17 protein-coding genes are annotated in these 18,616 nt (G+C 39.5%); 10 read left to right on the plus strand and 7 right to left on the minus strand.

Translation table 11 applies throughout. The features are described 5' to 3' along the window. The first annotated feature begins 136 nt into the window (after positions 1 to 136). From rsmH to mraY, 5 genes are all read left to right on the plus strand, one after another. The gene (rsmH, locus tag IEE83_RS27880; protein WP_194124036.1) at positions 137 to 1,060 is read left to right on the plus strand and encodes a 16S rRNA (cytosine(1402)-N(4))-methyltransferase RsmH; all 924 of its coding nucleotides are present in this window, start codon (positions 137 to 139) and stop codon (positions 1,058 to 1,060) included. A 363-nt stretch (positions 1,061 to 1,423) separates the two neighbouring features. Beyond that, entirely contained in the window at positions 1,424 to 1,831 is a 408-nt protein-coding gene (locus IEE83_RS27885; RefSeq protein ID WP_194124037.1) for an FtsL-like putative cell division protein, read from the plus strand. A gap of 30 nt (positions 1,832 to 1,861) precedes the next feature. Then, on the plus strand, positions 1,862 to 4,009 hold the full coding sequence (locus IEE83_RS27890) for a PASTA domain-containing penicillin-binding protein (RefSeq protein WP_194124038.1): 2,148 nt from the start codon (positions 1,862 to 1,864) through the stop codon (positions 4,007 to 4,009). A gap of 9 nt (positions 4,010 to 4,018) precedes the next feature. Then, positions 4,019 to 5,503, plus strand: coding sequence for a UDP-N-acetylmuramoyl-L-alanyl-D-glutamate--2,6-diaminopimelate ligase (locus IEE83_RS27895; RefSeq protein WP_194124039.1), 1,485 nt, complete (start codon positions 4,019 to 4,021; stop codon positions 5,501 to 5,503). 68 nt (positions 5,504 to 5,571) lie between these two features. Beyond that, positions 5,572 to 6,786, plus strand: a complete 1,215-nt coding sequence (mraY, locus tag IEE83_RS27900) for a phospho-N-acetylmuramoyl-pentapeptide-transferase (protein WP_194124040.1) — start codon at positions 5,572 to 5,574, stop codon at positions 6,784 to 6,786. A 233-nt stretch (positions 6,787 to 7,019) separates the two neighbouring features. Here the strand turns inward: mraY and IEE83_RS27905 are convergent, their stop codons facing one another. The 6 genes from IEE83_RS27905 to IEE83_RS27930 all read right to left on the minus strand — a co-directional run bounded on the left by IEE83_RS27905 (position 7,020) and on the right by IEE83_RS27930 (position 11,703). Then, complete coding sequence (locus IEE83_RS27905) at positions 7,020 to 7,598, minus strand: DUF4136 domain-containing protein (protein ID WP_194124041.1); 579 nt, start codon at positions 7,596 to 7,598, stop codon at positions 7,020 to 7,022. A gap of 87 nt (positions 7,599 to 7,685) precedes the next feature. Further along, the gene (gene aroB / locus IEE83_RS27910) at positions 7,686 to 8,720 is read right to left on the minus strand and encodes a 3-dehydroquinate synthase (RefSeq protein ID WP_194124042.1); all 1,035 of its coding nucleotides are present in this window, start codon (positions 8,718 to 8,720) and stop codon (positions 7,686 to 7,688) included. A gap of 179 nt (positions 8,721 to 8,899) precedes the next feature. After that, positions 8,900 to 10,126 (minus strand): DUF3570 domain-containing protein, encoded by a 1,227-nt coding sequence (locus IEE83_RS27915; RefSeq protein WP_194124043.1) that lies wholly within the window; start codon positions 10,124 to 10,126, stop codon positions 8,900 to 8,902. Positions 10,127 to 10,132: 6 nt separating this feature from the next. Then, a complete protein-coding gene (locus IEE83_RS27920) occupies positions 10,133 to 10,357 on the minus strand; it encodes a DUF4266 domain-containing protein (protein ID WP_194124044.1) in 225 nt (74 codons plus the stop codon). Beyond that, the gene (locus IEE83_RS27925; protein WP_194124045.1) at positions 10,344 to 11,273 is read right to left on the minus strand and encodes an FAD:protein FMN transferase; all 930 of its coding nucleotides are present in this window, start codon (positions 11,271 to 11,273) and stop codon (positions 10,344 to 10,346) included. The genes IEE83_RS27920 and IEE83_RS27925 overlap by 14 nt, the downstream gene beginning before the upstream one ends. Beyond that, positions 11,266 to 11,703 (minus strand): thioredoxin family protein, encoded by a 438-nt coding sequence (locus tag IEE83_RS27930; RefSeq protein WP_194124046.1) that lies wholly within the window; start codon positions 11,701 to 11,703, stop codon positions 11,266 to 11,268. Before IEE83_RS27930 ends, IEE83_RS27925 begins: the two co-directional genes overlap by 8 nt. A gap of 290 nt (positions 11,704 to 11,993) precedes the next feature. Here IEE83_RS27930 and IEE83_RS27935 point away from each other — a divergent pair, with 290 nt between their 5' ends. Then, a complete protein-coding gene (locus IEE83_RS27935) occupies positions 11,994 to 13,049 on the plus strand; it encodes a VOC family protein (protein ID WP_194124047.1) in 1,056 nt (351 codons plus the stop codon). A 93-nt stretch (positions 13,050 to 13,142) separates the two neighbouring features. Here IEE83_RS27935 and IEE83_RS27940 read toward each other — a convergent pair whose 3' ends face one another. Then, complete coding sequence (locus IEE83_RS27940; RefSeq protein ID WP_194124048.1) at positions 13,143 to 14,126, minus strand: 1-acyl-sn-glycerol-3-phosphate acyltransferase; 984 nt, start codon at positions 14,124 to 14,126, stop codon at positions 13,143 to 13,145. Between the two features lie 232 nt (positions 14,127 to 14,358). Here IEE83_RS27940 and IEE83_RS27945 point away from each other — a divergent pair, with 232 nt between their 5' ends. The 4 genes from IEE83_RS27945 (at position 14,359) to IEE83_RS27960 (ending at position 18,556) form a co-directional block, all read left to right on the plus strand. Beyond that, a complete protein-coding gene (locus IEE83_RS27945; RefSeq protein ID WP_194124049.1) occupies positions 14,359 to 15,444 on the plus strand; it encodes a hypothetical protein in 1,086 nt (361 codons plus the stop codon). A 23-nt stretch (positions 15,445 to 15,467) separates the two neighbouring features. Further along, positions 15,468 to 16,316: a TIGR01459 family HAD-type hydrolase gene (locus IEE83_RS27950; RefSeq protein WP_194124050.1), complete on the plus strand. Its 849-nt coding sequence runs from the start codon at positions 15,468 to 15,470 to the stop codon at positions 16,314 to 16,316. 718 nt (positions 16,317 to 17,034) lie between these two features. Beyond that, positions 17,035 to 17,595, plus strand: coding sequence for a TetR/AcrR family transcriptional regulator (locus IEE83_RS27955; protein WP_194124051.1), 561 nt, complete (start codon positions 17,035 to 17,037; stop codon positions 17,593 to 17,595). 85 nt (positions 17,596 to 17,680) lie between these two features. Beyond that, positions 17,681 to 18,556, plus strand: coding sequence for an enoyl-CoA hydratase/isomerase family protein (locus IEE83_RS27960; protein WP_228102104.1), 876 nt, complete (start codon positions 17,681 to 17,683; stop codon positions 18,554 to 18,556). Positions 18,557 to 18,616 lie beyond the last annotated feature (60 nt).

Raw genomic sequence — 18,616 nt, forward strand, 5'->3', positions numbered from 1 at the left:
AATTTATTAATATAGAATTACAGGTGTGACAAGAAAATTAAATCCCTCCTTAAGCGCAACTCGTACCATTGAAAATTGCTAAGTTTGTAACGGCCTGTTGGCAAGAAATAGTTCCTATCTACGTTGCTTTTAATAAATGGATCTTCCAAGTACATATCATGAACCTGTAATGCTGTCCGAATGTCTGGATGGATTGAATATTCGTCCTGACGGAACCTACGTAGATGTTACGTTTGGTGGTGGAGGACATTCACGGGCGATTTTAGAAAAATTAACGACCGGACGACTTTTGGTTTTTGACCAGGATCCTGATGCTGGGGCAAATGCAGCAGAATGGAAAGACGATCCGAGATTTACCTTTATAGCAGCGAATTTCAGACATATAAAAAGATATTTGAAATTACATAAAGCTGAAAAAGTGGACGGTATTCTGGCTGATCTTGGCGTTTCGTCACATCAGATCAATACGCCTGCACGTGGGTTTTCAACACGTTTTGATGCGGATCTGGATATGCGGATGAACCCGAGTAATGAAAAAACCGCGCGGGAAGTTTTGAATGTGCGTTCGGCTACGGAATTACAATCGATTCTGAGTCGCTATGGAGAAGTTACCAATGCGCGTACGGCCGCGGAAGCAATATTTTCGTCAAGACATAATGCACCTATTGAAACGATAAATGATCTGAAAGGAATATTGATGCGTTATGCGCCGAAACATCGCGAAAATAAATATTTTGCGCAGGTTTTCCAGGCACTACGGATTGAGGTAAACGATGAAATGAAAGTGCTTGAAGAATTTTTAATGCAGGTTCCGGAAGTACTAAAACCTGGTGGAAGGCTGGTAGTCATGTCGTATCATTCGCTGGAAGACAGACCGGTTAAAAACTTCATCCAAAAAGGAAAATTTGACGGGGAAGTTGAAAAGGATTTTTATGGTAATGAGCTTAAACCGCTAAAAAGCATTACCAGAAAACCGATTGAAGCGACACCGGAAGAAGTGGCAAGAAATCCACGTGCGAGAAGTGCGAAATTGAGGATTGCGGAGTTACCGGTGGTTTAGAAATAGTGTGTAAATAAGTGAATAAGCGAAGCATGATTTCGGTTATTTCACCCTTTCAGGGTTTATGCTAAGCTGATATTCCAGGTTCTACAATACTGTCATCCCTCCGGGATTATTGATATCAGAAATTTCGAAAAGATGCCAGTATAATAAAAAGACATAGCCTAGACAGATTAATGATGCCGTTATAAAAACAAATTTATCCCTTCGGAATTGGTGATATAAAAATCCCGAAGGGATGACATTATTATAGAAAAACATTGTTCCGATTGGATTTTCAAACCCCAAGGGGGTGACATAATCCAGATACTGAAACCAAATTATGACAAATGATTTTTAATAACACATACTGTTGTAAAAAACATGGCTGAAAATAAAAGAAGACCTAAACCAACACCTGACCAACCGCCAAAACGACGCCGGGAATACAGTCTTTTTAACTGGTTGAATAAATTTTTCCCGCTGGATAAAGTTTTTGGCGACAAATTGCCTGGAAAAGAAGAACGCGTTCCGGTTAAATATTTCTATTACTTCGGGTGGATTGTGATTCTTTTGGTGATTTATGAGAGAATCGGTTTCCAGTCTGAGGAGTATGTCAGAAGCAGTATCAAACTAAAAAAAGAGGTTGAAGATTTACGGGCAGAATACACTTCTATCCAGGCGGAATATGAAAAAAGCGGAAAACAATCCGTGGTCATAGAAAAGGTAAAACCGGATGGACTGGAAGAAAACCTGAATCCGCCAAAGAAAATTATTATCAGAAACGAATAACACACTTCATTCCATTATTGTAACATCGGTATGAAAAGCGATACAGACAGCGGCCAGAATAATAAAAAAGCACTGATTTACCGGGCTCGTATAGTAGCTCTGTTTTTGATTGCTTTTGCCATTATGGTTTTCGTTAAACTTATTCAGGTTCAGTATTATGCCAAATTTAAAGGCAAAACCTGGGCCGAATATGCAGAAAAAAATGACCTGAAACTGGATACAATCCCGGCTATGCGCGGTAGTATTTTTTCAAGCGACGGCAGTTTGCTGGCTACTTCATTACCCTATTATTATGTTGGATTTGACACGAAAGTGGCCGACTCAACCTATTTTTATGATAATGTAGATCAGCTTGCCAGATTACTTGTTAAGAATTTTGGTGAAAATACTTTTGACGGATATAGAGATAAACTGATCAGGTATCGAAAAAGTAAAAACAAACGATATTTAAGATTAAAAAATAAAGAAATTGGATACCTCGAAAGGGAGAAAGTAAAGGAGTGGCCATTCTTCGCTCGTGCAAAAAAGGGTGGGGGAGGAAAGTTTGAAATGATATACAAACGCTACAAACCTTTCAGTCCGATGGCTGACCGGACGATTGGTGGAACGGATCCAAAAAGTGGCCGCGGTTATATCGGAATTGAAGCAAGTTTTGACAAAAAACTGGAAGGAAAAGACGGAATAAACTGGGTTGAACTGGTTGAAGGCGGCATAAAAATTCCTGTTGGCGACAATTTGAATATTCAACCTGAAACCGGAAAGGACATCTACACAACGCTGGATATGACTTTTCAGGATATGGCAGAAATTGCACTGAGAAGGAAATTGACCGAGGCGCAGGCAGATTTTGGTTGTGTAATTGTCATGGAAGTGGCAACGGGGGAAATCCGTGCCATGGCTAATTTGACAAAACGTCCGGATGATAAATACGAGGAAGTTTTTAATTACGCACTGGCAGGAAGTACTGATCCCGGTTCAACATTCAAGCTGCCAACGATGATGGCGCTTTTGGAGGAAACCAAGATGGATCCCAATAAGGTTACTGTTAATACCGGAACAGGTTCCATCCGTTTCAGAGGACTTTCCATTAATGATTCCAAAAGAGGTGGACATGGTATTTTAACAGCCGCCCAGGTTTTTGAAAAATCGTCCAATATTGGTGTTCATTTGCTTATGCAGCGTTATTTCTTCTCTAAACCGGATAAGTATCTTGGGTATCTGAAACAATTTCACCTGACTGAACCGACGGGCATTCATATGAAAGGAGAAAATCCTCCTTACATCAAAAATCGCTCATCAAAAACATGGAACAATTATTCGCTGACTTTCATGTCGTACGGATATGAAATGCGAATGACACCTCTTCAGACGCTTGCCATGTATAATGCTGTTGCAAACGACGGCTATTGGGTAAGGCCGATGGTGGTAAGGGAAATTCGGAATGCAGAAAAAGTTGAAGATAAAATCTTGCCTTATGTTTCGGAAAAGCCGATTTGTTCTCCGGAAACTTTACGTAAAATAAAAATTATGCTGGAAGGTGTGGTGGAACACGGTTCTGCGAAAAATATCAAAACTGATCTTTACAGAATTGCAGGAAAAACCGGAACTGCCCAAAAATTGATTAATGGAATTCATACCGCGGGTAAATACTATACGTCTTTTGCAGGTTATTTTCCTGCCAATAAACCTAAATACAGCTGCATCGTTATCATTGATACACCTCGCGGTGCCAAAGAAAATTATCAGCTTTATGCGGGAAGTGTAGCCGCGCCGGTTTTTAAAGAAGTTGCCGACCGCATTTACGCGCATGATGTAAGTATCCAAAAAACACAAAAGGACACAACCAGCGGTGAAGATAAACTGGTAAGATGGGCAGGAAGAACTTCTGATTTAAAAGTGATCGGGGAAGAATTAAAACTCGCTCCTTTGCCGGAAGATGCCCAGGAGTATACAGCGGGTTCCGTAATTGCCAGAAATAAAACAAAATGGAAATCACAAAATATTGAGTCCAAAGATGTTCCGGATTTGCAGGGAATGCCGATGCGGGATGCCTTGTATATTTTGGAAAATAAAGGTTTCCGGGTAACCTTTAAAGGTTCCGGGAAAGTCGTGGACCAATCGCTTCCCCCAGGTAACAATAAAAGCGGACTTAAAACGATCCTGTTAACATTACAGTAAAATCCATTTATGGAAAGTATTCAAAAACCAATTAATAGCCTTGTTAGTGGAATCCCGGATGTAGTAATCCACGGGTCTGAAAATGTTGTTGTCAATAAAATTATAATTGATTCCCGCCGGGTTATGCCGGGAAGTTTATTTGTCGCTTTACGTGGTACACAAGTAGACGGGCATCAATTTATGGATACTGCAGCTGACCTGGGTGCTGTTGCCATTCTTTGTGAAGAATTACCAAAAACATTGCGTGAAGGTGTTTCCTACATTCAGGTTATTGATTCCGCTGAGGCAATGGGTTATATGGCTGCTTCTTTTTACGATCAGCCTTCTAAAAAATTAACGCTTGTTGGCGTTACGGGTACGAATGGAAAAACTTCCGTTGCCACCTTTCTTTTCCAGCTTTTCCGTGCACTCGGTTACCGTTGCGGCTTACTTTCAACGGTTCAAAATCAGATTGAAGACGAAGTTATTCCTTCCACGCATACCACGCCTGACGCCGTTGCGCTTAATGAACTGTTAGCGTTAATGCTGGAAAAAGGATGTTCGCATGTTTTTATGGAAGTTAGTTCTCATTCCGTAGCGCAGCACCGGATTACAGGTTTGAAATTTGCAGGTGGAATTTTCACCAACATTACCCACGACCATCTCGATTTTCATAAAACATTCGATAATTACATCAAGGCAAAAAAAGGCTTTTTTGATCAGTTACCAAAAAGCGCTTTTGCGCTTGTAAATATTGATGACCGCCGTGGTTCAGTAATGGTGCAAAATACCAAAGCGAGGATCGAAACATATTCTCTGCAAACTGTGGCGACGTATCACGGAAAAATTCTTTCCGATACGCTCACCGGAATGCATATGGAAATCAATAATCAGGAAGTCTGGTTTCGGGTTATTGGTCGATTCAATGCTTACAATCTGCTTTCTGTTTATGGCGCCGCATTGGCTTTGGGAGAAATGCCGGAAGAAGTTTTGACCGCACTTTCAAATCTTAACAGTCCTCCGGGAAGATTTGAACAAATTCATTCGGCTGACAATATTGTTGGTATCGTGGATTATGCCCACACGCCGGATGCGCTGGAAAATGTTCTTCAAACGATAGCACATTTACGTCACGGAAATGAGCAGGTGATTACGATTGTAGGCTGTGGTGGAAATCGTGATGCTGAAAAAAGGCCTAAAATGGCCGAAATTGCTTGTAATTTAAGCACAAGGGTAATTCTTACTTCTGATAACCCACGTTACGAAGATCCACAGGATATCCTGGATCAGATGCTGAAAGGTGTTCCACCTCTGAAATATAAAAATACATCCGTCATCCCGGATCGTCATGAAGCGATTCTTAAAGCTGTGGCGGAAGCGAATCCGGAAGACATTATTTTGATCGCTGGAAAAGGTCATGAAACTTATCAGGATATCCGCGGTGTGAAACATGATTTTGACGACAGGCAGGTGTTGAGAGAAGCGTTTTTAACTTTTCATTCCCAAAAAGAATAAAAATACAAGCCTCCTTTGCGTAGTCTGCAAGAAAAAGGCAACTTTGCAAGTGCTAATCACGATTTTACATGCTCTATTATCTATTCGACTATCTCGACAAGCAATTTAATATACCCGGAGCCGGCGTATTTCAATATATTTCTTTCCGTGCACTTGGGGCGACCGTATTATCGCTTTTCATAGCGGCAACTTATGGAAAATGGATTATCAGCTTTCTTCGCAGACAGCAGGTAGGCGAATCCATCCGTGACCTGGGTTTGGAAGGACAAATGGAAAAATCCGGAACGCCAACGATGGGGGGATTTATTATTCTTGCTTCGCTGCTCATTCCGGTATTATTATTCGCCAAGCTTTCTAACGTTTACATTGTTTTGTTGATCATAACGGCTATATGGACTGGTATGATTGGTTTCGTTGATGACTATCTTAAAAAATTCAAAAATAATAAAGACGGACTTCACGGCAGATTTAAAATTGTTGGCCAGGTTGGACTTGGACTGATTGTTGGGTTAACACTTTCTTTCAATGATCATGTCAAGATCCGTATTTACGATCAGCCATTATTAAGCTCTTCGCTTGGTGAGGTGCAGCGTTACCGGGATATTGTTCACCCGATGGTAACAACACTTCCATTTTCAAAAAATAATGAATTTGATTACCGGACTTTGCTTTTTGGCTGGCTTCCGGAAGAATATACTTGGGTGATCTATACGATTATAGCCATTTTCATCATTACAGCAGTTTCTAACGGAGCGAATATTACAGATGGAATCGACGGTCTTGCCGCTGGTGTTTCAGGGATTATTGCACTTACCTTTGGGGTTCTTGCTTATCTTTCAGGTAATACTAAATTCTCTCAGTATCTGAACATTATGTACATTCCGAATTCAGGAGAGCTGGTAATTTTCTGTGCTGCTTTTGTCGGGGCATGTGTGGGATTTCTCTGGTATAATGCCTATCCTGCACAGGTTTTCATGGGAGACACAGGAAGTTTGATGCTTGGAGGAGTTATCGCTGTTTTGGCACTTGCTATCAGAAAAGAACTAATGATTCCAATTGTATGCGGCATATTTCTTGCCGAGAATATATCCGTAATCATGCAGGTCAGCTATTTTAAATATACGAAAAAGAGGTTCGGAGAAGGCAGGCGGATTTTACTGATGTCCCCGCTTCATCATCATTATCAAAAAAAAGGTATACATGAAGCGAAAATTGTAACCCGCTTTTGGGTAGTTGGAATTATTTTGGCCATCATGACATTGGCAACTTTGAAATTAAGATAAAAATCGTTGTTCGTAGTTTAAACTACGAATTTTCAATAATTTACCGTTTGTAACGGTAAGCGTTTTTAAGCAGCAAGGAGCTTTTTCATTTTAATACCGTTACAAACGGTATTTTATTTCAAGTACGCAGTGTTCGAAGAACACTACGCACAACGGCATCAACAACTCTGAATATTAAATAAAATGAGCCTGCTGAACTTATCAGCAGGCTCATTTTTTATATTCCGAAGAAATTATCTTCCTACGGCTTCGCTATATCGTCTCGGATCATATCCTTTGGCAAAAAGCGGATACTGGTCAAAAATCCTTCTTACGACACTTCGGTAATGATTATTCGAATTTTCAACACCTTTGAAAATTCCGGATGCATAACCTCTCCAGACCACCTGATCACTCTCGGCATCAATTAATGAAACGATCAATGTTCCTTTATCCAGGGCATATTTTATAGGCTCATACCTGAAACCATCATTTTCTGTATCCACCCAGTTTTTTATCACCGGCTGCATGTAACCCTGATAGCGAAGGTTATCATAAAAAATACCATAATTTACCAATAAGGTTGGTTTATCCGCGGTAAGCTTGTAGCCTCTTACCTGCATCTGGCGACGAATGGCCTCGTAAATTTCTGTACAAAGATTGTTTGTATCCCGCTCACATTCCAGAAAGGTATAGGAAGAATAATCTTTAAAATTTGTTTCATAACTGTAGTCGTGTTCAACAAACACTTTACGACCACCCGAGCAACCCGCTAATATCAATATCACTAATAAAGCGGCATAATAAGGTTTAATAGACTTCAGCATAAGCAATTCATTTTGTCAGGTTATAAATAGATATTATTCACTCTAATATTGAAAACCCACTAATCAATAGCTTATGCCGTCCTGTCACCAGATCTATCCCATATAATAAGCTATTGCTTTACGCATTTCCGGAACGGAAACCACAATGTCATACCCACATTTTCCGGTACCTTCCAGAAGAGAAAAACGAATCTCGCTTCCTCTGTTCTTTTTGTCTTGTCGTGTCAAAGCTATAACTGCTTCAACATCAGTTTCTTTAATCAAAACTCTGCCATAAGTAGCAAAGATAAATTCCTCAATATCAATCAATGTTTTCTGATCAATCAGACCTCTTTTAAAGGAAAGATAACTTTCCATGATCATACCTACTGCAATCGCTTCACCGTGATATAATCTTTCATTTTCACTTTTTCCAAGGAAATATGTTTCAACAGCGTGGCCAAGTGTATGTCCGAAATTCAAAATCTTTCTTAATCCTTTTTCTGTCGGATCCTGATTTACAATATCCTGTTTGATCTTTACCGAATGTGCAATAAGATCGGCCCAGTTTTGTTCTTCAAAATCATTCTGACGTATCACTTTCCACTTTTCTCCATCTGCAATCAGGCAATGTTTGATGATCTCAGCAAATCCCGAACGGATCTCTCTTTCAGGTAATGTTTTAAGAAAAAACGGATCAATTAATACACTTTTTGGAATGTTAAAAACACCTAAATGATTTTTAAATCCCTGAAAATCAATTCCTAATTTCCCACCTACACTGGCATCAACCTGTGAAAGCAGTGTTGTTGGTATCTGTATAAAATCTATTCCCCGTTTATATACTGCCGCACAAAATCCTCCCATATCCCCTATCACACCACCACCAATATTGATCACCAACGCATGTCTGTCAAGTTCAGCATCGGTCATGGATTCCCAAATGGTTTCGCATGTGGCCAACACTTTATGCTTTTCACCGCTTGGCACTGTCACAAGTTTATGTTTCCCCAAAAGAGGCTTAATCAATGAATAACAGTACTTGCGTGTATTGTTATCGGCTATTACGATTACTTTTGAATACTGCCCTGAATTAATAAACTCTGGTAAACTTTCGGTAATGGGTGCTAAAACTACGGACTGAGTCATTCTAAAAATTTCAATAAAAAAATACAATGCTCATCAAATATACGAAGATGAGCGCCTTATGGATGCGTGAGAATTCAAATAATTTAATATATTATTTTGAAAATCAAGCTTTAAGATATAAAATATTGGGTATAATGTCAAAAAAATGATGATTTGTATATCCATCGATTAAACAAAAGTTACTCCATATCCCGGAATGACCTTTTTTCTCTGCCAAATTTAAGGGCCAAAGTAATAATGTGCGCATTCAGGCCGTTCGATCTGTGGAAATATGTATAGCGCAAATTTAACTCATCGAAGGAAATTCTCTTTGTTAAATATTGAGAAGGTAAAAATCTCAAATTAATTCCCGGCTTATAAGTTTGAAAAGAAGACAAGTCGTAATCAGACGTATAATATTTTTCAGAAATATCATGTTGTTTGTAAGGCTTAAAATATTCAGAACCAGACTGTTTGTAATACCTGAAAAACGGAGCGATTGTCCATTGCGGTGAAAGTTTAACCGCCGCTTCCAATTCAATACTATTGCCCAGAATATCAAAACTATCCCAATAGAAACCATAATTCAATTTCAGGATTGTCCGGCTTCCCATAAAATAATTTAATCTTACGCTGGCAGGAAATTTAAAACGATCACCCGGCAGGTTTTCAACTTTCAACGAATCATTGTTAAAATAAACCCGATGGAAAGAAGTTGATAATAATCCTTTTTGGTAAGCGAATTCAGGAAAAATGCCGAGTACAAGTCGTGGATTTATGGACTGAGTAAAACCGAGCTTTACGTTATAAGAATCCCGCCGATAATTATCGAACCACTTTTTATACCGAAGCTCAACAGGATATATCAATTTCACCGCATGGTAATAATCCGGATCCAGTCTTCCCCATCTTAAATCATCAAAATAGGCTTGTAAATCAATAGAAAAAGTTCTGGTTTTTGAAGGATTAACATAGTCGGCAGAAAGGAAAACCGGAATTGACATATAGTCAGATTCGATAGAAAAACCGGAGCCGATCCCGAGCCTGATATCTTTCTTTTTTAATTGGCGCTGATAATTCAATGTCCCATAAGACCGAGTATCCCTTCTGGAAGCAGATGACATCACAAAATCAATATTATCTACTGACGCAGAACTGATTACATCTGCACCACCTACAAAACGTATTGTATTGAATTCCTTAAAAGTATGAGCAATCCGCACAGATGGAGAATAAACCGTCATTTTTTCAGTACCAATTCCTCCGGTAACAGCAGAGTTATGTCCATTCTGAATATAATGCGAATAAACGACTTCAATATCCGTTTTTGAAATAGTATTTTTTTGATAGGTACTATCCGAAGACTGAGCTCTTACTTTTAATAAAAATACACTTAGTAATCCTGCCAGTAAAAATTTTCTTTTCATAATATGCTAATTACATCCGCAGCCGCCACTCGATTTTGTACCCGCAGCCGGCGTATCACCTTCACGGATACTTTCCACGTATTCCTCAAATTTCTTCCCTGAATTACTTCCCATCTGCATTTCCGGATCATTGAGGTACACGCGCTGATAGGGTTTCACAGCTTTGCAGCTGAATCCGCCAAGCATTAGCATGATGCCTAAAATCAAAATATATAGTTTATTCTTCCGCATATTTAAAGTTAAGGTTTCGTGAGGGAAACACTTTATTTTTGTCATTAATTATTAAACAATGCGTTTGCGGAAGCTGGTTTATAAAATGCAGACCGACTTCTACGCCCATTACATAAACAGCCGTTGCCAGCGCATCACACAACTCAGCACCCGGACTGATGACCGTTACGCTTTTTATACCACTCACTGGTTTCCCCGTTATCGGATCAATATTATGTGAATATCGTTTTCCGTTGTGCATGAAAAACTGCTCATAATCTCCGGAAGTGGCGATCGAAGCATTTTCAATCGGCAAATAACACAAAACTTCACTCGCTGCGTCCGGATTTGCAATACCAATTTGCCAGGGTTTTTCTTCCGATTTTTTTCCAATTACGGTTAAATCTCCGCTGGCATTGATTACAGCGTTTTTTACGCCTTTCGAGAGCCACAACTGCTTTACCTTATCTGCCGCGTAACCTTTTCCAACCGCGGCAAAACTTATATGCATTCCTTTCTTTTTAAGAAAAATAAAGTTGTCGCTCAGAAAAGAAATATGCTGCGAGCCAATTAAAGAAATCGTCTTTTTTACCGCATGTTTTTCAGGATAAACAAATTGCTCATTCTTAAAATTGTATAACTTTTTTAATGGCCCGACCGTAATATCAAAACTACCTTGGGTTAGGTTTGAAATGTTGACACATCGTTTGATCAGTTCATAAACTTCCGCGTCAACCCGCACCGGTTTTATTCCTGCATTTAAATTGAGCTGAGAAGTAAAAGACGATTCGTCAAATTCGGTAAGTAATCTTTCCAAACGTTTTATTTCATCTCTTCCTTCCCGCAAAAGATTTTCCGCTCTTGACTTGTCATCACCAACAATAATCAGTTCAAAAGCTGAACCCATTAACCTTTCAACCAGCCGAAACTCATTCATTTAAACGTTGCAAATGATTTTTCAATTCGTTTACAAATTCCTCCGGCGTCTGGTTCGAGTATTGGATAATGTCCGAATGTGACCCATCAGGAGAAATCAGGACCAGATTAGGGAAAACACCTTTTGGATTATATTTTTCTGCCAAAGCTTCATTTTGCTCGATAACGTCTTTGGGAAGTTTTGTTCTTTGCGGAAAATCTGCGACCACAATGTCAAGATTTTCATTGGCAAATTTTTCAAAAGCAGGATCGCTCAAAACTTTTTTTCTGAACTGGATACAGCCTTTGCACCAGTCGGAGCCGGAAAAAACAATGAATTTCGTTTTCTCAGCAGTTATATTTTTTGTTGTAACCGGGACCGGTTGAGCTGCTAATTCCGTAGAAAACGGAGTCCATATATTTGTCAAAAAAACCAAGACCAGTGAAATCATAATTGTCAGGAGTTAAGGTCATACTTTTCAAACAGCGAACGGGCGTGTAAGTTCCCATTATCTGAACGTCATTTTCCAAAATCAACGTATATGAATTTTTTGTAAAAAGATCGTACTCAAAACATTCTCTACGGAAAAAATTCTATGAAGAGTTGCTTCCTTCCAATCAATTATTTCTATTTGGCCATTTACTTCCTGTTTATTTTGTAAAATTGCGGTTCCTTTGACCATCTTAAAAAGGTTTCAGGCTCGAATCTATTCTATCATAATTTTAAAAAATATTCCCTTTCATGAGTGCTGCACTTATTTCCGGAATTCAGCAAGTTGGTCTTGGTGTTCAAAATGTACCCGAAGCGTGGCAATGGTATCGCCGCATTCTGGGTTTTGATGTTCCGGTTTTTGACGACAAAGCGGAAGCTCCATTGATGATTCCTTATACCGGAGGTACTGTACATCAGCGACATGCAGCATTGGCACTAAACCTGGCCGGTGGCGGCGGATTGGAAATTTGGTCATTTACAAGCCGTGTTTCTCAGCCTTCGGGTTTTAAACCGGAACTGGGAGATTTGGGAATTAATGCGATCCGCTTTAAAGCACAGGATGTAAAAAAAGCGCATGATTGGGTAAAAGCGCAGTCAAAAGAGACCGTTGGGCCATTGGTTTCGCTGCCGGAAGGAGAGGGTTTCTGGGGAAATGATCCTTACGGAAATATTTTTCAGATTACTAGTGATACTTCCTGGTTTCAAAATACCGGAAAACCGGTTGGTGGTGTTGCAGGTGTTGTAGTTGGTGTTTCTGATATACATAAATCGATTTTATTCTATCAGACACTGATTCAAAATCTGGAAGTGGTTTATGATAAAACCGGTGTTTTTGATGACTTGCCAACTTCTATTCCGGGACAACGTTTCCGTCGTGTTTTGCTTCGTAAAAACTTTACGCCGGAAGGCGCTTTCAGCCGACTTTTAGGAAATATCCAGATCGAATTATTGCAGGCGCTTGATCGTGAGCCTAAAAAACTTTTCGAAAACCGTTACTGGGGCGATTGCGGTTATATTCACTTGTGCTTCGATGCGCTGGATCTTGCAACTTTGAAAACAAAAGTTCAGGCGCAGGGTTATCCATTTACCGTGGATAGCGAATCGTCATTTGGTATGGAATCGGCGGCCGGACGTTTTGCTTATGTGGAAGATCCGGACGGGACTTTAATCGAAATGGTTGAAACACATAAACTTCCGATCCTGAAAAAAATTGGCTGGTTCCTTGATATTCAAAAGAGAAAACATCAAAAACCATTGCCGGATTGGATGTTGAAAATGATGGGATTGAATCGTGTGAAAAACTAGCAGACAATATCGTTTTATAATAAAATAAAAATGCTCTGATGTTTCAATTATAGAAATTATCAGAGCATTTTATCTTACCAAAATATTGGAATATTACCGATAACGATTTCCAAGCCAGGCTAAAATCGGCAAAGCAGCAAATACCCCAAGCGCCACTTTAAATCCAGCAAAAATCCCAACAATAGCTGCTATTAAAAGAACAATTAACGGATAAATATATAACAGCAATCCAAACAAAGCTGAATCATAAAAAACAGATCTCGCTGTAATTTTAGATACTTTTTTGTCAAAAGCATGATAAATCGGACGGTGAATAAGTCGGCCAAACCAGCCTAATCCCTGTAACAAAAAGTTGCCTTTTGATGGAATCGAATTCGGTCCGAAGAAATTGTTGAACGCTGATTTCCGTTCTTCTTTTGTTGCCGTTTCAGGAATGGTCAAAATTTCCTGATTCATTTTAAATTGAAGAATCTCATTAAATTCCCGAAGCCACTTTTCATAATCTTCCGGATTAGTCTTGATATCAGTATGATGAATCGCATCACCGAAGCGAATCGCCATACGTTTTCCGGTTCCCCGGTAATGTTCATAATTCATCCCGATTGGAATTACCTGCATTTCTTTCAGATTACTTTCGCCAAACCAGGCCTGATGCGCCATTCTCGCAGTACCTTTTCCAAGCGGACGAAGTTTCCACTCATTCACACAAACGCCTTCTGAAAAGATAATTACAGTATTGCCGTTTTTCATGGCATCCAGACTTTCCTTCGTCGTAACATCCAGACTCAAAACGGCTTGTCGACCTTCCGAACCCCGAAAAACCGGAATCAGATTGATTTGTCTTAACCAGAATGCCACCGCAGGTTTTTTAAAAGCATCACCACGGGCAAGCGTAAAAATCGGTTGACGCAGCGTTGCACCGATCACTAATGCATCAAAAAATGAATCAGGATGATTGGATGCCAATAGCAACGGACCACTGTTTGGTACTTGATCGAAATTAACAACAAAGATCCGGCGAAGGAAAATTGGCAGCGCCAGACGGATCAAAAAGCGGGAAAAGTAGAAAAAATACAAAATATTAAATGGTAAGTTTCGACACAAAAATAATGTTAAATTCTATGTTAAAGAAGTAACGCAGAATTTCAATTCCTTTTTCTGCTGAAACTCAATATTTTAACATTTCTAAGTACCGCCAGTAAAAGCGCCTGACGTAAATTGTATCGTCGAAGTTGTTAACTTTGTAACACTTTATCACTAAAAAGTACCCGATTCTATCAACAATCTAACTAAAAAATTAAGTAATTTCATGCGTATAAAAGACTATCCGGCCATCATAGAAAAAGCGTGGGCGGGATTTGATGATTCTATTTCCATTAAATTGGTTGAAGATATAAGTGCCAAAGTTTCTACCAATCACGTTTTCCGGGTTACGCTGGACAACGATGATATTGTTATTGCCAAGCTTTCCTATTTTGGGAAATATGAACATTTCAAGGAAGACCACCGGATCATTCAGGCCGCTTCCAACAATTTACTTTACCCTTTTGAGAATGTTCTGGCAAAATCGCTGCTGAAAAATAACCAGGTTTATACCTATCGTTATCAGGAAGATTTTCTCGATACCTGGGTTGTATTTTATAATCCGATCCGTGCGATGCACCGGATGCCAAAAAGACTGGATGAGGAACATATCCGGAAACTTGGTCGGGAAATGGCAAAATTCCATCTTGCCTGCTTCCGTGTGGGGAAATCGCTTCCAAAATCTTCGAAAAAATTAAGAACCGATATTTATCATTTGCAGGATATTCTGGACACTGAAGCGGGACAATACGAGCATCGGATGCACGTGGATTTTCTTAAAGACCAGTGCGAAACATTTTTGAAGAATATCAATAAACTAGGTGTCATCAATTTTGATATGATGCCGGTTTTTGTAGACTGGAATATAGGAAATTTCTCAGTTACCGAAGATCAGCATTTATTTTCCCGCTGGGATTATGACTGGTTCCGGGTGTCTTCCCGGATTCTGGATTTTTACTTTTTCAGCAGGGTTGTTTCTAATGTTGGCGACCGTACGGTTTTCAGTTATCTCATCACGCCGCTGATGGAAGACCGGTTTATGATTTTCCTGGAAGAATACCACAAAGTATATCCGCTTTCGGAAAATGAAGTGCGGTTTATGAAGGAAGCCTATCGTTTTTTTATTCTTAATTATGTAATAAAATACGGAAAATACTTTTTTCATAGAACTTACTCCACCAAATTGCAGAGGGAAGCTTACGAGCTTTATTTTCCTTCAATTGATACTTTTGATCCTGAAAAAATCCTAAATCATCTGGGTATTAAATCAGAACCAAAAATTGAAAAGAAAAAAGCGGTCGTAGATAAATAGAGAAAAACCAAGACACCAAATTCATGATTCTAGACAACTTCAAATCCGTACTATCCAAGTACGAAGTTATATTTTTTGATGCATTTGGCGTACTAAAAACTTATAACGGCTTAATCCCCGGAATTGAAAACACATTCGCTTATCTGAAAGAAACGGGAAAAGATTTTTACGTTGTTACAAACGACGCTTCCAGAAGTCCTGAACAATTGGCGCAGTCTTATGTAAAACTGGGAATCGATGATGTCACACCCGACCGTATCATTTCATCCGGAATGTTAGCACGTGAATACCTCGATTTAAAAGTTAGAAACGGTGTTGTTGCCTATCTTGGGACAGAAAACTCTGCCCATTATATTGGCACAGATCAGATAAAAACACTGTCTATCCGCGAGCTTGATTTGAGCAATGTTGAAGATGTTAACGCACTTGTTTTTCTAGACGACGAAGGTTTTGACTGGAATACTGATTTGACAAAAACGTTGAATTTATTGCGGAAACGTAACATTCCGGTAATTGTAGCCAATACAGATAAAACGTATCCGGCGTCAAAAACACGACTTTCAATTGCAGTAGGCGCTTTGGCAAAAATGATTGAAGATACCATTGGCAGACAATTTATCCGCTTTGGAAAACCAGACCCGCAAATGTTTATTTTCGCCTATCAGCATATCAAAAATTACCCAAACGTGAGCAAAAGAGATATTCTGATGGTAGGTGATACGCTGCATACGGATATTTTGGGTGGTAATAAATTCGGATTGGATACTGCGTTGGTACTCACCGGCAATACGCAGGCCATTGATGCAGAAGTTCGCATCAGAAGCACAGGAATTATCCCGACTTATATTTGTGTTTCGGCGGTGGTTGAGTGAAAGATTTAAAAGACTTTTTTAATATTAAATTTAGGGATGTACAGACTGCCCCAAATTGAGACAAGTTTAGAAAAGAGTTTTTCTCTAAACATTTCCTGTGTCCGGTTTTGTGCAAGTCTTTTGCTTTAAAAATATGACGTCCAGTTTGATATTATGCCAGAATTGGAACTGGAATTGACAAGTTGCCGCGCTAACCTGATATTTCAATTTTTCAAAATCTTGTATTTGATTAGGAAGAGGATATAATTCGTTATACTGAACCGCCTAAGATAGCAAGGCCTCACTCTCCGATTTAGAAACTGCGGAAAAGTTATTTCATTACGGCCTTTATGATGGACACTAATGCCATAATAATCATTTCGAAGGGCCGCGTTATCTAAACATATTAAAGAACCATATGTAAAACGGTGTCGTCTTTTTGTCAAAACGTACACTATACTATCTTAAAAATGTATGTAATCGATTAGGTCAGGCTATAGATATCGGTAGAAATTACGGATCACAATTTTACCACAAAAAAATTCTTAGACGATGAATAGATTCATAGCACCTGAAGTTTGGGGAGGTTTGGGTTACCACGACAGCTCCTTTGTATAATTATGGATCCAATTTTACAAAATGGTTTTAAAATCTCTTTTATTATTCTTGTCAGATATTACAGAAAGATAACACTCTATCTACATGAATGTAGTTATATTTGCGTAGAATTACGTAACAGATGGCAACAGAAAGCAACAGGGATAAAATCATTGAATTGAGCCGTGATATTATTCAGCATATCGGCTATCATTCCTTTAATTACAAACAGATTGCCGTCCTCATCGGCATTAAAAACAGTTCGATTCATCACTACTTTCCTGCCAAAGAAGATCTTGGTGTTGCTGTAATAGAAAGTGATAGTTCCGATTTTAATGATAAGATCAAAAACTGGAATTTAGAGTCTCCGCTTAAAAGAACAGATTACATCCTGGATCTGTACCAGCAGTATTTCAACGACGGCATGAAACTGTGCATCATTGGAACCTTTGGTTCTTCTTATGAAGATATCCCGGAAAAGCTGCAGACTGCAGTCAATGTTTACATTGAAAAAATTGCCCAATGGCTGTCTGAAACCTTTAAAGATGGTTTAGCGTCAGGCGAATTCAGATTCAAGGGAACTCCCGAGGCAATGGCGTCGGCCTGGCTGAGCACCTTAGCAGGATCTTTGCAGATGGGCAGACTGCGTGGTGCAGTTCATTTCGAGGAGACTTTGGATCACCTGAGAAATAGTATAATTTAAAAAATTTTGTCAATTTTGTCTACCTTCATGTAGGTAGACAAAACTTATTTTATATTCATTACATAATTAAATAAAAAAAGGACAAATGAAACAGTTACCTACACCGTTATCCATAGTAAGGATGGAAAATGCGCCCATCATCATTACAAAACATACACCGGCATTCTGGAGGATCACTCTGGACAACCCCCCACTGAACCTACTGGACCCTGAAATGATCGACGGTATGTCGCGCTTAATGGATGAGCTGGACGCCGATAAGGAAGTTAAGGTCATCGTGTTTGACAGCTCAGACAAAAATTATTTTATCGCCCACTATGATGTGATGAGGGGTTCGGAAGTCCCTAAGGTGAGTGGTAAATACGGCGTGAATCAGTGGACTGACATTTCCAACCGACTTCACAATTCACCTGTGGTCAGTATTGCGTCAGTACGTGGCCGTGCCCGCGGCAATGGTTCTGAATTCCTGTTGGCCTGCGATATGCGGTTTGCAAGTAAGGAAAAAGCTTTTTTCGGCCAGATAGAAGTTGGCTGCGGCGTGATTGCCGGCGGAGGTGCACTTGAATACCTTCCCTCACTGGTAGGTCGCTCGAGAGCGCTGGAAATCGTGATAGGAGGCGATGATTTCGATGCAGATACTGCGGCTTTATACGGCTGGATCAACCGCGCTTTACCGGACGATCAGTTGGATGATTTTGTAAACGGCTTGGCTATAAGAATTGCCAGCTATGAGGCAGGTGCTATAGCAACAACGAAAGCCATTGTCAATAGACGTTCAGGCGGTGGCCCTAATCCACACGAGATCGATGAATCACTATCCCACTATACTGAATTATCTCAAAATCCTAATGTTCAAATCCTATGGAGTAAGCTGGGAGAAATGGGTTTCCAGCAGCCGGGTGACCTTGAGCTGAATTTTGGCTACTATTTAGGCAAACTAGCTGAAGACAAGTTAAAATAACCTAAATTCAGGATAAAAATTTGACTTGTATGTTATAAAACATGGCGAAATTTGGCTATT

The organism is Dyadobacter subterraneus (assembly GCF_015221875.1).
Taxonomy (GTDB): Bacteria; Bacteroidota; Bacteroidia; order Cytophagales; family Spirosomataceae; genus Dyadobacter; species Dyadobacter subterraneus.